The sequence below is a fragment of the Lysobacter terrae genome, assembly GCF_054782215.1.
Genome location: NZ_BAAGSX010000001.1, coordinates 1,299,962 through 1,314,651, shown reverse-complemented (window position 1 = coordinate 1,314,651; position 14,690 = coordinate 1,299,962). Strand labels below are relative to the sequence as shown.

14 protein-coding genes are annotated in these 14,690 nt (G+C 64.6%); 6 read left to right on the top strand and 8 right to left on the bottom strand.

Features of this window, described 5'->3' with window-relative positions; genetic code table 11:
• Positions 1-4: 4 nt before the first annotated feature.
• Positions 5-424 carry a DUF4279 domain-containing protein gene (locus tag ACYVJ8_RS06155; protein WP_460710304.1) on the top strand — a complete coding sequence of 140 codons (420 nt, stop codon included), beginning with the start codon at positions 5-7 and terminating at the stop codon, positions 422-424.
• 278 nt (positions 425-702) lie between these two features.
• Here the strand turns inward: ACYVJ8_RS06155 and ACYVJ8_RS06150 are convergent, their stop codons facing one another.
• The 5 genes from ACYVJ8_RS06150 to ACYVJ8_RS06130 form a co-directional block, all read right to left on the bottom strand.
• A complete protein-coding gene (locus ACYVJ8_RS06150; protein ID WP_460710302.1) occupies positions 703-933 on the bottom strand; it encodes a hypothetical protein in 231 nt (76 codons plus the stop codon).
• 82 nt (positions 934-1,015) lie between these two features.
• A complete protein-coding gene (locus tag ACYVJ8_RS06145) occupies positions 1,016-1,726 on the bottom strand; it encodes a DsbA family oxidoreductase (protein ID WP_460710300.1) in 711 nt (236 codons plus the stop codon).
• 21 nt (positions 1,727-1,747) lie between these two features.
• The gene (locus ACYVJ8_RS06140; protein WP_460710298.1) at positions 1,748-2,698 is read right to left on the bottom strand and encodes an enoyl-CoA hydratase/isomerase family protein; all 951 of its coding nucleotides are present in this window, start codon (positions 2,696-2,698) and stop codon (positions 1,748-1,750) included.
• A gap of 134 nt (positions 2,699-2,832) precedes the next feature.
• Entirely contained in the window at positions 2,833-3,543 is a 711-nt protein-coding gene (locus ACYVJ8_RS06135) for an SDR family NAD(P)-dependent oxidoreductase (RefSeq protein ID WP_460710296.1), read from the bottom strand.
• Between the two features lie 208 nt (positions 3,544-3,751).
• On the bottom strand, positions 3,752-4,816 hold the full coding sequence (locus ACYVJ8_RS06130; protein WP_460710294.1) for an MBL fold metallo-hydrolase: 1,065 nt from the start codon (positions 4,814-4,816) through the stop codon (positions 3,752-3,754).
• A 309-nt stretch (positions 4,817-5,125) separates the two neighbouring features.
• Here ACYVJ8_RS06130 and ACYVJ8_RS06125 point away from each other — a divergent pair, with 309 nt between their 5' ends.
• Positions 5,126-5,551 carry an HvfA family oxazolone/thioamide-modified RiPP metallophore gene (locus ACYVJ8_RS06125; RefSeq protein ID WP_460710292.1) on the top strand — a complete coding sequence of 142 codons (426 nt, stop codon included), beginning with the start codon at positions 5,126-5,128 and terminating at the stop codon, positions 5,549-5,551.
• A 272-nt stretch (positions 5,552-5,823) separates the two neighbouring features.
• Positions 5,824-6,156, top strand: a complete 333-nt coding sequence (locus ACYVJ8_RS06120; protein ID WP_460710290.1) for a YegP family protein — start codon at positions 5,824-5,826, stop codon at positions 6,154-6,156.
• 17 nt (positions 6,157-6,173) lie between these two features.
• Here the strand turns inward: ACYVJ8_RS06120 and ACYVJ8_RS06115 are convergent, their stop codons facing one another.
• Complete coding sequence (locus ACYVJ8_RS06115; protein ID WP_460710288.1) at positions 6,174-6,557, bottom strand: hypothetical protein; 384 nt, start codon at positions 6,555-6,557, stop codon at positions 6,174-6,176.
• A gap of 200 nt (positions 6,558-6,757) precedes the next feature.
• Here ACYVJ8_RS06115 and ACYVJ8_RS06110 point away from each other — a divergent pair, with 200 nt between their 5' ends.
• Positions 6,758-8,182: a coniferyl aldehyde dehydrogenase gene (locus tag ACYVJ8_RS06110; RefSeq protein ID WP_460710286.1), complete on the top strand. Its 1,425-nt coding sequence runs from the start codon at positions 6,758-6,760 to the stop codon at positions 8,180-8,182.
• Between the two features lie 4 nt (positions 8,183-8,186).
• On the opposite strand, the gene ACYVJ8_RS06105 is transcribed toward ACYVJ8_RS06110, so the two are convergent.
• Positions 8,187-9,092: a M28 family metallopeptidase gene (locus tag ACYVJ8_RS06105; RefSeq protein WP_460710284.1), complete on the bottom strand. Its 906-nt coding sequence runs from the start codon at positions 9,090-9,092 to the stop codon at positions 8,187-8,189.
• 127 nt (positions 9,093-9,219) lie between these two features.
• Here ACYVJ8_RS06105 and ACYVJ8_RS06100 point away from each other — a divergent pair, with 127 nt between their 5' ends.
• Entirely contained in the window at positions 9,220-9,858 is a 639-nt protein-coding gene (locus tag ACYVJ8_RS06100) for a response regulator (RefSeq protein WP_460710282.1), read from the top strand.
• 160 nt (positions 9,859-10,018) lie between these two features.
• Here ACYVJ8_RS06100 and rne read toward each other — a convergent pair whose 3' ends face one another.
• Entirely contained in the window at positions 10,019-13,117 is a 3,099-nt protein-coding gene (gene rne, locus ACYVJ8_RS06095) for a ribonuclease E (protein ID WP_460710280.1), read from the bottom strand.
• A 574-nt stretch (positions 13,118-13,691) separates the two neighbouring features.
• On the opposite strand from rne, the gene ACYVJ8_RS06090 reads away from it, so the two are divergent.
• On the top strand, positions 13,692-14,651 hold the full coding sequence (locus ACYVJ8_RS06090; RefSeq protein ID WP_460710278.1) for an RluA family pseudouridine synthase: 960 nt from the start codon (positions 13,692-13,694) through the stop codon (positions 14,649-14,651).
• The last annotated feature ends 39 nt before the right edge of the window (positions 14,652-14,690 follow it).

The window sequence follows — 14,690 nt, the reverse complement described above, 5'->3', positions numbered from 1 at the left end:
AGTTATGACTCAAGGCGAAAAAACAATAGCTCATACATACACGGTGGAGCTGAGATTCTCGGGTGACCTGTTAGAGCCATCTGAAATCTCGGCTCAATTGAATTTGCAGCCCAGCAATATGTTGAGTCTGCAAAATCAAGCGGCCGGAAGGAGGAAGCCATTCTGGGCGTATAACGGGCATGGACAGCTTGGCTTTCAAGCCGAATGGGGAAGTCTAGAAGATGGCCTTGAATTTCTTCTTGGGTGTTTGAATGCAAGGAAGGCGGAGATAAATGCTCTTGCCAGCCAATACAATGGGTTTTGGTGGTGTGGTCACTTTCAGGCTAGCTTTGATGGTGGCCCTACTTTGTCTCCTACATTGCTGGCCGAGATCGGCAGCTATGGCGTTCCGCTTACTATCGACAATTATTTTTCCGAGGCTTGAGCGGCTTGGAATTGAACGCCTGTTGCCGTAGCGCCTCTCTTGGTCTCCCTAGCCCATACGCGCGGGACAAATCTGGGACAGCGTCACCAATAACTGCCAGCAATGGCGGTTGTTGGTGAGTCCGTAAATCCCTGATTCTTCTGCTGTTGATTGTTGGCAGAAGTTGCTGATTATTAAGAGTTCTCGCACTTGAAAACCGGCGTGGTAGCGATACCACCGTGGGTTCGAATCCCACCGCTTCCGCCACGTACACAACGCGTGACGCGCGCCGAACGCGCTCAGGAATGCTTCCGCCGCGCCTCCCAGTCCAGCTCGATCGCCTCATAGTCGGCCGGCGTCACGAAGGTGTGGACGAAGCTGGCTTCTATGACCTCGCCGTCGGCGCTGATGCTCCCCTTGTACGAATAACCCGGCTGTTTGACGTACGACACCACGTCCGCCTCCGTGGCCAGGTCCTCGCGCTTGTCGACGCGGCCGTGCAATGGGCCGCCGATATAGGAAATAAGCATTTTCTGCTCCCGACGGTGACTCTCTCACCTGCCGTTACGGGAAACGGCGCCGGTCTCGGACGGGCCGGCGCCAAAGGCGGCCTCAGGCGACGCTGACGGCGCTCTGCAACAGCTTCACGTAGCCCTGCACATCCTGCGATCCGCTGGCCAGCAGCTTGCCATTCACCAGATAGCTTGGAACCCCACTCAAACCGAGCGATTTGATCCGCTCGTCGAGCGATCGGATTTCGTCATGCAACGCCAGCGACCGCGCCACGGCACCGGGTGCCATTCCCACGTCGTCGGCGATGCGCTCAAGTACCGCATGGTCGCCAATGTCCTGGCCGTCGCGGAAGTACGCGGTAAACAGGGCATCGACGGCACGCTCCTGCAACGCGGCGCCGCCTTCGTTGCGGGCCAGTCGGGCGAGGGCATGCGCGGCCACGCTGTTGGGAGTGCGGCTTTGCTTTGCGTAGTCGAACTCGGCGCCGAAGCGGCGACCGGCTTCGACCGCGCGGGCGTCCATCGCCAGCGAGTTCTCCCAGCCGAAGCGCTGGGTGCGAAATGCCTTGCGGTCCATGCCGGCGGACGGCATCGTCGGATTGAGCTGGTAGGGGAGCCATTCGATGTCGACATCGAGGCCTTGTCCGGCCAGGATCTTCAGCGCCTGATCGAGACTGCGCTTGCCGATGTAGCACCACGGGCAGATCAGGTCGATCACTACCTGCAGGCGCAAGGTTTGGTTTTGCTGCGTGTTCAAGAACGTTTCCTTTGTTGATGCGTTGATGGCGAGGCGGCAGCGCGGTACCGGCATGGCCGGCACCGCGTTCCACGATTACTTCGACGGCTCGCCCAGCGTGCCGGTGTAATGGTTCAAACGTGCTTCCAGATCAGGGTTCTTCTGCAGGCCCAGCTTCATCAGCTTGGTGATCCGTTGCTGCGCGGCCGGGCGCTGCACCGAGGTGAGGAAGGAATCCCACTCTCCGCCGAGTTCCGCATCCGGCGGCAGGCTGGCGACGTCGACGCGCTTCTTGATGTCGGCGAGCGTCTGCTTGTCGAACGTGGCGATGCGGCGGGCCATGGTGTCGACGAACGCATCCAACTCGGCGTCGGGCAGGGCGCGATTGACGTAGCCGTAGCGCTCGGCCAGTTCGCCGTCGAAGGTGTTGCCGGTGAACAGCACTTCCAGTGCACGGCCGCGGCCGATCATGCGCGGCAGACGCGCCATCGGGCCGCCGCCGGGGGTGAAGCCGGCGCCGACTTCGAATTGCGACAGCAACGCCTTCTCGCGGCTGGCGAAGCGCATGTCGCTGGCCAGGGCGAGCTCGCTGCCGACGCCGGTGGCGCGGCCGCGGATCGAGGCGATCGTCACCACCGGCGCCTTGCTGATGCGTACCAGCATGTCGGGCAGTTGCGGCAGGCCGGTCGGGCCGGGCGGCAGCGTGGTCGTGTCGGTGAGCGGCGGGATGAAGTTGTAGTGGGTAAGGAAGAAGCCGGGCACGTCGCTGTCGAACACCACGACCTTGACCTTCGGATCGGTTTCGATCGCGGTCACGATTTCGTTCAACTGCGGCATCGTTTCCGGGCCGTAGATGTTGTACGGCGGGTTGTGGAAGGTGACGCGCCAGTATTCGGGCGTGATGCGCGTCAGCGCGATCTGCTTGGCGGTGTTGGTTGTTTGGGTCTTGCCGGAAGGCGAAGCAACGGACGGCTTGGCCGCGAGCGCGGGAGTCGTGGTGGCGATGCCGGCAACGATCAGCGCAGCGGTGAGAAGATGCATTTTCATGACTGCCTCAAGAGAAGGATGGAATGCCTTGGGGGCGTCGGCTGCTTTCCCTCGAAGCGGCAGTCGAACGTTGGGGATCGCGGATCGAAGCGCCATCCGCGCGTGGCGGATGGCGCTCGCTATTGCGAGTCGCGTCAGTGGCCGGCGCTCTGGCCGCCGTCGACGTGCAGGATCTCGCCGGTCACGTAGCCGGCCGATTCCAGGTACAGCACCGCCTGGGTGATGTCGCTGACTTCACCCATGCGCGCCACCGGGGTCAGCTTGGCCAGGAAGTCGTGCGTCGCCGCCGGATGCATCGGGGTCTTGATGAGGCCGGGCGAGACGACGTTGGCGCGGATGCCGCGCTGGGCGTATTCGATCGCCAGCGACTTGGTCGCCGCGTTGAGGCTGCCCTTGGTGAGCGAGGCCAGCACCGACGGCACGCCTTGCACCGCATGGTCGACCAGGGCGGTGCTGATCGTGACGATGTGGCCGCTACCTTGCTTTTCCATCGCGGCGACGGCGGCCTGGGTGACGTAGAAGAAGCCGTTGACGTTGATGGCCAGCGTGTTGGCGTAGTCCTCGGCGGTGTACTCGGTGAACGGCTTGGCGAGGAAGATGCCGGCGTTGTTCACCAGGGTGTCGATGCGGCCGAACTTTTCCAGCGCGCCATCGACGATGCGCTTGGCGACCGCGGGGTCGGCGATGTCGCCGGCGATGGTCAGGACGTCGGGATCGTTCGAGGGCTTGATCGAACGCGAGTTGGCGACGACGGCGTAACCGCGATCGCGGAAGGCCTGGACCAGGCCGGCGCCGATACCCTGAGATGCGCCGGTGATGGCGACGACTTTGCGTGAGGTGCTCATGATGTTTGACTCCAAATTGAGGGGGAGACGGGACGTCTTGCTTGCGACATTCCGACGCCGCTCAATCTAGGAGTGCCAGGGGTCTGTGCGAATCCACCGGTTCCGGCAGACATTCTTCCGCTGCGCGAACGAATCGCCCTTGAGGCCGGTATCGCTGGCTCGCGCGCCGTCGCGGCGGTTCGACGAAGGCGCGCGGCCTGGGCGCCGCTCAGTCGATCCGCAGCGTCTGTTCCATCGAATAGCACTGATCCCAGATGTAGACGTCGAACGCCGCGAGCTTGTGCTCCCATTTGGGCGTCAGGGTGTTGACGCATTGGAGGGCGACCCGGTCGATGAAATTGTCGAAGCCCGCCCACGGATTGCTCTGGTCGAGTGGATTGAGACCTTCACCCAGCTTGGTGCTGCCTAGCGCATCGCCTGCGGCCTTCTTCAGGTCGTTGTAGAACTCGACCTGGGTATCTACGTCCGCGTGCGTGCCGGTGCGCGCAACGTGCCCGCCGACGAAGGTTTCCCACGGCATCTTCTGGATCTCTTCCACCTGGGCCATGCTCCCGCGCACGTCCTGCGCGACTGCGAAGCGGCGCCATGGCATCCAGCCGGGGAAGACCACGTCGACGACCATCAGCACCTTCTGTGCCGGGGCGCGGATGAAGATATTTCCGGGTTCGTGCCCGTTGCCGTGATAGGAAAGCTCCAGCACTTTGCCGCCGACACGAAGCGTGTACGTGTCATGGAACGTGACGGTCGGGAGCGGACGTTTGGGGTCGGCATCGCGCTTGAGCAGCTTGAGCGTCTCGTCATGCGCAATGATGATCGGCTTCCCGCCTAGGTCGTTCGCTCCGGCGATGTGATCGGTGTGCGAGTGGCTGTAGACCAGATGCGTGATGGGCTTGTCGCTCACCTCGGCGATCGCCTTCGGAATCTTGGAGGAATAGCTCGGCGGCGCATCGATCACGACGACACCCTTGTCGTACACCAGGAACATCGACTGGTACACATTGTCCGTGACCATGTAGAGGCCATCGCCCAGGTCCTGAAGGCGATATCCCTTTGCCGGATCGATCGTCGGGCCCTGTGCCTGCGCGGGCACGTCCAAGTATTTGCCGATTCGCACGCCGATCGGCGCGATCTGCGGCATGTTCGGGTAGGGGTCTCCTGCCGCTCCGGGCGCGTCCGCCGCCCGGGCTGGTGCGCCCAGCAGGGCGGCGGAACAGGCGAATGCCAAGCCAAAGCCGACGGCGCGTGCGTCGGATATTCGAGTGCTGCGATTCATGAGAGGTCTCCTGGTATAGGGCTGCTCGTTCCCCTCTTTTGACTATCGGCGCTCGGCGATTGCGATGACATCACCCGTGAGGGGCGGGGCGCTTCCACGCCTGATTGGAACGAACGCAAGGCGTCATTGCTGCAGTTTTCGGAAGAATGTCTGCCGTGAAATCGGTATTCGCATGGCGGTGTCGCGCGCCTACATTGGTTGGCGTCGAAGTGGCGACCCCGTTCGCCGCTGAAACGAATCCCTGTTTCATTTGCCGCATCCGCGGCGCAACCCCGCGGCGTTGCCGCACCATCCCCCGGAGTAACTGTAATGTCCCGTAACACCATTCGTAACACCGCCGGCATGCTCGCCATCGCCCTTGCCGGTCTCACCCTCGCTGGTTCTGCCTTTGCGGTGCAGCCGCTGTCGCAGGGCTACAAAGTCGCCGAATCGAAGAGCACCCAAGGCAAGGCTCCGGCCAAGGCCGCCGCGGTGAAGAAGACCGCCGAAGGCAAGTGCGGCGAAGGCAAGTGTGGCGATGCTTCGTTCGCCAAGAACGACACCAACCGCGATACTTTCGTGTCCCGTGCGGAGTTCGAAGTTGCCGCGCCGGGCCACGAAGATCTGTTCAAGCAGTTCGATGCCAATGGCGACCGCAAGATCTCGGAAAAGGAAGCCTACGACTACCTGAAGAAGACCTACGCCGCCAACGGCAAGCGTATGCCGACCGGCTTGTTCGCGGTGATTCCGAAGTAAGTAATAAGTAAAAAGCGATGGCGCCTCGCCCTGTAAGCGAGGCGCCAATTCGCATGCGTCTGTTCGCTATTGCGCAACCTTGGGTTGCAAGATTTGTAGCCATAGTCCGCCATCATCCTCCTGTAAGGTCCGATGGCCTCGATATGGGCATTGATGTCGCGCCATTGGTCAGTCGAACGGAGTGCGGGCACTTCCGCCACGCGATGACTCGAAGCGCCGCATCACATGTGTCAGCGAGGTCGTATGACTTTCCACACACATGGGGTGCATCGATGGCAGGTTGGTTCGAACTCAAGAAGACGATAAATGACCAGTTTCATTTCACGCTGAAGGCCGGCAACGGCGAAGTCATTCTCTCCGGCGAGACCTATACGACGCGGGCCGCGGCGAACAACGGCATCGCGTCCGTGCAAGTCAACGCCGGCAACGTGGATCGATATTTCCGGGCGACGGCCAGCAACGGCAAGCGCTACTTCGCGCTGAAGGCCGGGAATGGGCAGATCATCGGCAACGGCCAGATGTATGGGTCCGAAGCCACGCTCGAAGATGGCATTCAGTCGGTGATGGCCAACGGCGCCACGACCGACGTTCGCGACAACAGCTGACGGCTTTTCCGTTTGCCTCAGTCGCGCCTGATCATCGTCAGGTAAACGACATTGCCATCGATGCGCAGCACATCCAGATGGTAGATCCCGTGTGGCGCCGGCACGACCAGCCGGCTGCCCGCGGCGGCCTTGTCGAAGCGATAGATGTCGCCGTTCTTTGCCGACACGATCACTCGGGCGCTGGCTCCGCTTGCTCGCTCTACACGGATCGAGAAGGCGTCGTCGGGTGTGCTCACGGAGGCGCCGGCTCTGACGCCGGTTTCCGGCAAGAGGACTGACGTTCCCGCGGTTGCGATCGCGGGCGACTCCGCGGAATCGGGCGACCAATGCTTCGACGCGGCCCAGGCACCCACAGCCAGGATGAGGCAAATGCCCAGCAGCCTTAGCGGACGGTCGATCATCCTTGTTGGACCCTCGGGTTAATGGCCATGGCTTTGATCGCGGCTTCTTCGGAGTCGTAGATGTGGGGCTTTGTTGGGCCGATGCTAGGGCGGGGCAGGTGAAGCGGCCGTGCGTCGTGTCGGCGATTCCCCGGCTGCCGCCGGCTTCGGGTTGGGCCATACTTGGCCGTAGGTTTCCGCCCCTTATCCGAATGGTCCGCATGGACATCGCCGCCGCTACGCCCGTCGAAGAACTCGCTCCCACACTGCAGCGCCTGCGCCAGGCCTGGCTGAAGCGGCGCCCGGATTACGCGCAGCGGCGCGACGATCTGCGGCGCCTGCGCAAGGCCTTCCATGCGCGGCTGGACGACATGGCGGCGGCGGTGAGTGCGGACTTCGGGCACCGCTCCACGCACGAGAGCCTGTTGGCCGACGGCATGACGGTGCTGACCGAACTCGATCATATGCTGGCGAATCTGCGCCGCTGGATGAAGCCGCAGCGCCGCGGCGTCGGCTGGCGCCTGTGGCCGGCGAGTGCGCAGGTGCGGCACGTGCCGTTGGGTGTGGTGGGTGTGATCGGGCCTTGGAATTATCCGGTCAATATTTCGCTGGTGCCGCTCGCTACGGCCATCGCCGCCGGCAATCACGTCTATCTGAAACCATCCGAGTACAACCCGCGCACCAATCAGTTCCTGCGCGAGTTGCTGGCCGATGTGTTTCCGGACGATCGCGTCGCGGTTGCACTGGGCGGCGCGGATGTCGCGTCGGCGTTCGCGGCCTTGCCGTTCGACCACATCATGTTCACCGGTTCGACGGCGGTGGGTCGCAAGATCATGGCGGCGGCGGCGCCGAATCTGACGCCGGTGACGCTCGAACTGGGCGGCAAGTCGCCGGCCGTGATCGGCAGCGACGCGCCGATGGACACGACGGCGGCGCGACTTGCCACCGGCAAGCTGTTCAACGGCGGCCAGACCTGTATCGCGCCGGACTATGTGCTGGTGCCGGAATCGCGCCGCGACGAGTTGGTGCAGGCGCTGCGCCGCGAAGTGGCGTCACGCTATCCGGATCTGGAAAACAGCGCCGACTACACGACGATCATCAACGAGAACAACTATCGCCGTCTGCGTGGTTATCTCGATGATGCGCGCGGGCGTGGAGTTGACGTTGTGCCGCTCGTAGCTCTGAAGGACGAGCAGGGTGCGCAAGCCAAGCGATTATTGCCGCCGACGCTGGTAATCGAACCAGGCGACGATGCAAAGGTGATGCAGGACGAGATATTCGGTCCGATCCTGCCGATCAAGACGTATCGCCGCTTCGACGAAGTGATCGACTACATCAACGCGCACGACCGCCCACTGGCGCTGTATCACTTCGGCCACGATCAGGCCGAGATCGAACGCCTGCTCGGCAACACCGTGGCCGGCGGCGTATGCATCAACGAGACGCTGCTGCAGTATGCGTGCAGCAATCTGCCCTTCGGCGGCGTCGGTGCCAGCGGCATGGGGCAATACCACGGCCACGATGGCTTCGTGACGTTCAGCAAGGCGATGCCGGTATTGCGGCAATCGCGCTGGACCTTGTCCGACCGGTTGAAGCCGCCTTACAGCGGCTTCCCGGCGAAGATCATCAAGCTGCTCTTGCGCTGACCGATTACTTCGACGCAGTAGCAGGCGCAGCGGTTTCCGCATCCCAGCGACGCAGCGCGGCTTCCACCGCATCCACGCCGCGCACGGCGGCATTGGGATCGATCTGTGCGAGCGTGTCGTGGTTGGTGTGGATCACCTGCATCACCTTCGGCATCGCCGCGGGCGTCTTGCCGGCATAGGCGTCGAGAATGCCGGTGATTTCCTCGCCGCCGATCAGCGAGTACGACACCGCCGGCCAGCCGGACTTGAGGAAGGCGAGGTGATCGGTCGGCGGGTAGTGTTCGCCGGCGGAGAGCTTCAGACCGTTCGCGTTCGTCGCGTCTTGCGTGGCATGCGCCAACGTGCCGTCTGCGTCGGGCGTCATCATCCACACCGTGTCGCCCCAGGCGAAGACGTCGAAATTGACGTACAGCGCCGGCTTACCCGCGCCGGCGGCGACGTAGGCCTTGGAGCCGAGCAGGCCTTTTTCCTCCAGGTCCCAGAACGCCACCGCGACGCGATGATGCGCGAGCGGTTTGGCCTTCAGCCGTTGCGCCAGCGCCAGGACGGTGGCGCTGCCCGATGCGTTGTCGGTCGCGCCTTCGCCCTTGCTCACCTGGTCCGAGTGCGCGCCCAGCAGCAGGAGCGGAGCAGCGTTGTCGCCGCTGACGTCGGCGAGGATGTTGGTGCCGTGTTGTCCTTCCACGTCGAAGCCGCTATGGCGCCAGTGCAGGCCCAGGCCGTCGAGGCGTCGTTCGATCGCGGTGCGACGGCCTTGTTGCGCGTCCGCATTGGCGATGGCAGCGACATCGCCGAGCCACGCTTTGGCGGCGGCGGATTCGGCGGGCACAGCGGTCTCGGCGGCCGGTCGCGCACAGGCGGGCAGGGCGAGCAGGCAGGCGAGGACGGAGAGATGGAGATTCCAGCGCATTGGTAATTCCGTAGTCGGTGGCACCGTGATGGCGCAGTGTGCGGATGTTAGGGGTTCTTGTCTTGTGCCGCTCCTGGGGGAGGACTAGCCTCGGGCGCAGGAGTGTTGCTTGCAAGGAGCTCGAGTTATGGCGATTCGTGTGTTGATCGTCGACGACCATGCGCTGGTGCGTGCCGGTGTGCGCATGACGCTGTCGGAGCAGACCGACATCGAAGTGATCGGCGAGGCCGAAACGGGAGAGGCGGCGCTGCCGCTGATTCGCCGGCTCAAGCCCGATATCGTGCTGTGCGATCTGCATTTGCCGGGGCTGACCGGACTGGATATCACCGAGCGAATCGCGCAGGGCGGAGAGGGCCCGCGCGTGATCGTGGTGTCGGTGCTCGAGGACGGGCCGATGCCGCGGCGTCTGCTCGAAGCCGGTGCCTCCGGCTATGTCGGCAAGGGCGGCGATGCGCGCGAACTGCTCAACGCGATTCGCGAAGTCGCGCAGGGCCGGCGCTATCTGGCCAATTCGATTGCGCAGAGCATGGCGCTGTCGGGAATAGGCGGCAGTCCGACGCCGATCGATGCTTTGACCACGCGCGAGTTGGAAGTCGGACTGTTGCTCGCGCAGGGCATGCGGCAGCACGACATCGCCAAGCGGCTAAGCCTCAGTGCGAAGACGATCAATACCCACAAGTCGCGTCTGTTCGGCAAGCTGGGGATTGTGGATACCGTCGCGCTGGTAAGGACGCTGCGGCAGTACGGGATGGTGGAGGCGACATAACTGCCGCTAGAAGCAGCTCGCTGCGCTCGCCCCCTCATCCGCCCTTCGGGCACCTTCTCCCCGCAAGCGGGGAGAAGGGAATGCAAGCCCAGCCACCTGCAGCCTCAAAAAGAAAACGGCCGCATCAGCGGCCGTTCTCGTTTATCGAAGCGGTGACGCGTCAGACGCGTTGCTCGCCGTTGTCTTCCTGGCCGGCGACCTTGGCCGCGGCATCGGCGGGCGCCGGGGCCATCGGCTGCGGCACGTCGTCGAAGAGTCCCGCGGTGCGCGGCAGTTCTTCGGTCGGAAGCTGAGAGGTAGCCGCGCTGGCGGGCTCCTCGTCGATGCCGACGGCGGCGGTGGAGGCGGGCTCCACTTCCGCGCTGACGACGGCCGAGCCGTGGTGGCTCTCGCCGTGCAGCGTGTTGGTGTCGTCCGGCGATTCGTCGATGTCGATGACGATGTCGTTGAGCGACTCGGGTTCGACCGGTTCCGGCTCGGGGACGAGCGATGCTTCGATCTTCTCTTCGTTCACGACGACCGCGGGTTCGACGTATCCGGTCGGTGTGACCACGCTGTCGGTGGCTTCGCTGGTGGCCGGATTCGGCTGGACATCGCTGATCACTTCCGCAGCGATGTCCGCCGGCGTCTTCTGCGCCGGTGCTGCCGTCATCGCCGGCGACGTTTCGCTGGCATGAGTCGCGGGGACACTGTGCGACGCGGCCGCAACCGCCGGAGCGGAGACGGGCGGGGCGATGTCGTCGAACTCGAACTCAGGCTGCGTGCGCGGCGGAGCGGTGCGTTCGGGCTCGGCCGTTTCCAGCAGGATGTCTTCGCCTTCGTCGGTGTCGAAGTCCTCACCGGCGGTTTCGTCGAATGCGCCTTCCTCGCCGTGTTCGGCGCCGGCCAGCGCAGCGGCTTCGCCCGCTGCACCACCGCGACGGCGGCGACGACCACCGCGGCGACCGCGGCGGCGACGTCCCGTGCCTTCGCCAGCCGCATCATTGCCGGCGGCAGCGCCTTCCGTCGTGGCGGGAGTTGCCTCGGCTTCAACGGTGGGAAGCTGATCGGCGGCCTCGGCGGCTGCACTGGCGATCGCGATCGCGACCGGTGCGGCGATCAACTCGGGCGCGATCACGGCTGTGGGCGTTTCGAGCTTCGCCGGCTCCTGCTTGGCTTCCTGCTTGGGCTGCTGCGGCTTGGCTGGTTGCTGCTCGCGCGGCGGACGCTGCGTCTGCTGCGCGCGCTCTTCGCCCTGCGGACGCTGAGCGTTCTGCTTCTGCTGCTGTTGTTGCTTCTGCTCTTGCTTGTCCTGCTTCTGCGGCTGCTCCTGCTTCTGCTGGGGCTGCTGCTTCTGCTGCTGTTGCTGCTTGGGCTGCTGTTGGCCACGATCGCGACGCTGTTCGTCGCGACGATCGCGGCCCTGCTTGCCGTTGCGGCGTTCCTGCTGTCCTCGTTCTTCGCGACGCTGGCGATCGCCGCGTCCGTCCTGCCCACGACCCTGCTGCGGGCGTTCGGCGGGCGCCGGCGCGATCGTGATCGGCTTACTGCCGCGGAAGAAACCCAGGATGCGATCGACGATGCCGACCGAAGGCGGCGCGACCACGACCGGTGCAGGCGCGGCCACGATCGGGGCGACCTGCGCTTCGCGCGCTTCGCGCGGCTCGCGAATCGGCGCGGGCGAAGCCGGCTTGACGTTGGTGACGGCCGGCAGATCCGGAATGTTGAGGTGGGCCTTGGTCAGCGCATGCGTCGGCAGCTTGCGCGGCGTGCCGCGCTGGTAGCTGGGCTTACTCGACTCTTCGCCCAGTTCGTTTTCGCGGATGCGCGTGACTTCGAAATGCGGCGTGTGCAGCTGGTCGTCGGCGACGATCACGATCGGCGCGTCGTGACGCTTTTCGATCTCGCTGAGCGCGCGGCGCTTTTCGTTGAGCAGGTAGTTGGCGATCTCGGTCGGCGCCTGCACCAGCACCTGGCCGGTGTTTTCCTTCATCGCATGCTCTTCGGCGAGGCGCAGGATCGACAGCGACAGCGATTCGACGCTGCGCATGCGGCCATGGCCTTCGCAACGCGGGCACACGAGCTGGCTGGATTCGCCCAGCGACGGGCGCAGACGCTGGCGCGACATCTCCATCAGGCCGAAGCGTGAGATGCGGCCCAGCTGCACGCGTGCGCGATCGTGGCGCAGGGCGCTCTGCAGTCGGTTCTCGACTTCGCGCTGGTGCTTGTTCGACGCCATGTCGATGAAGTCGATCACCACCAGGCCGCCCAGGTCGCGCAGGCGCAGCTGGCGGGCCGCTTCCTCGGCCGCTTCCAGGTTGGTATGGAACGCGGTTTCCTCGATGTCGCCGCCCTTGGTGGCGCGGGCCGAGTTCACGTCGATCGCGGTGAGGGCTTCGGTCTGGTCGATGACCAGGGCGCCGCCGGAGGGCAGGCGCACTTCACGCTCGTAGGCGCCTTCGATCTGCGATTCGATCTGGAAGCGGTTGAATAGCGGCGTGTCGTCGGTGTAGTGCTTGAGCTTGCGCTGGTTGTGCGGCATCACCTGCTCGACGAACTCGCGCGCTTCCTTGTACATCTCCGGGGTGTCGACGAGGATCTCGCCGATGTCCGGGCGCATGTAGTCGCGCAGGGCGCGGATGATCAGGCGCGACTCGGCGTAGATCAGGAACGGCGAGGGCTTGCTCAGCGCCGCTTCGGCGACCGACTTCCACACCTGCAGCAGGTAGTCCAGGTCCCACTGCAGCTCTTCCGCATCGCGGCCGACGCCGGCGGTGCGGATGATCACGCCCATGTCGTCGGGGATGTTGAGCTTGTCCATCGCCTCCTTGAGGGCGGCGCGGTCGTCGCCTTCGATGCGGCGCGAAACGCCACCCGCGGTCGGCGAGTTGGGCATCAGCACCATGTAGCGGCCGGCCAGCGAGATGAACGTGGTCAGGGCTGCGCCCTTGTTGCCGCGTTCTTCCTTGTCGACCTGGACGACGATTTCCTGGCCTTCGCGCAGCAGTTCCTTCAGGCCGGCCTTGTTGTGGTCGACGCCGGGCTGGAAATAGTCGCGGGAGATTTCCTTCAGCGGCAGGAAGCCGTGCCGTTCCGCGCCGTAGTCGACGAAGGCGGCTTCGAGGGAGGGCTCAAGACGGGTGATCTTGCCCTTGTAGATGTTCGACTTCTTCTGTTCCTTCGACGGCTGTTCGATGTCGATGTCGTACAGGGTCTGGCCGTCGACGATGGCGACGCGGAGTTCTTCCGCCTGCGTCGCGTTGATCAGCATTCGCTTCATTGTTGCGTCCTCGCGCGCTTCTCCCGCTCTAAGGCAGGCCGCGCGGAACGCCGTGGGCGTTTCGCCTCTGGATACCGCAAGCCGACCGGCGCAGGGCGGCATCTCATCGATGCCCGCGGCTGCCGAGGTGGCTGACCGCGCGTGGCACGCGCCGTCGGCTTCAATTTCCAGCGCTACGACACCACGGCAAACCGCGGGAGCGCTCTTCTTTTTTACTTTCGTTCCGTAAGGCCGGCGACCTTGAAGCCGGAACCGAGCGGCAGGCGAGCCGGCCATTGCCGTCGCTCGCTCCTGCGCGCTTGTTCCCGCTCCCGTCGCACGGGGCGTTGTTCATCTCGCGGCGGTATGACCCGCCGGGCGGGAATCGGTTCCGCCGGGCCGTCGCTGCTAACATGGCTGCCCCCAGGGCAGTGGTCAGGCGCGGACCGGAATCTCTGGAGTGGGGCTTTCGGCCCCCGATCTCGGGGTAACTGTCTCAGGGAAGCAGCACAACCGCTCGTCCTGAGTCCGTCGAAGGACTCCAGCGAAATCAAAACCTTATCTCGCGCCGTCAGTGTAGCAGATCACTCATCCGATGACCCGTTCAGACACCCCCGCGCCGGCGACCGGCGCCCGTACCGTTCGCGTGCCCGACGACCGCGACGGCCAGCGGCTCGACAACTTCCTGCTGGGCCAGCTGAAGGGGGCGCCCCGGTCGCTGGTCTACAAGCTGGTGCGCTCGGGGCAGGTCCGCGTGAACGGCGGGCGGGCGAAGGCGGAGCGCAAGCTGGCGGCCGGCGACGAGGTGCGGATCCCGCCGGTTCGCCTGGGCGAACCCAGCGAAAAGGGCGCCCCGCCGACCGGCTTCCTGAAGGCCATGGAGGCGGCGATCGTCTTCGAGGACGCGCGCCTGCTCGCCCTGAACAAGCCCTCCGGCGTCGCGAGCCACGGCGGCAGCGGCATTTCCTTCGGTGCGATCGAAACCATGCGGGCGCTACGGCCCGAGCAGTCGCTGGAGTTGGTGCATCGCCTCGACCGCGATACCTCCGGCCTGCTGATCATGGCCAAGAAGCGTTCGGCGCTGACCGAGCTGCAGGCCTTGATGCGGGAGGAGGGGGGCATCACCAAGCGCTATCTGGCGCTGCTCACCGGGCGCATGCCCGATGGCGTGATGAGTGTGGATGCGCCGCTGCACGTCGGCCTGAGGCAGGGCGGCGAACGCCACGTGCAGGTCAACGCCGCAGGCAAGCCCTCACTCAGTCACTTCAAGGCCCTGGAGCGACGCGGCGGCCAGTCCTACTGCGAAGTGCGGATCGAAACCGGGCGCACCCACCAGATTCGCGTGCACGCACAGCACATCGGTCATCCGATCGCGGGTGACGACAAGTACGGCGATCCCGATGCGAACCGCCGCCTGCGCGAGCAGGTGGGGCTGAAGCGCTTGTTCCTGCACGCCTCGACGCTGGAATTCGCGCTCGACGGCGGCAAGGCGCCGTATCTGCTCAACGCGCCGCTGCTGCCGGAGCTGATCGACGTGCTGGACAGGCTGGCCTGAAGCAAGAGCGCGCTCGCTGCGCTCGCTTCCCCTCACCCG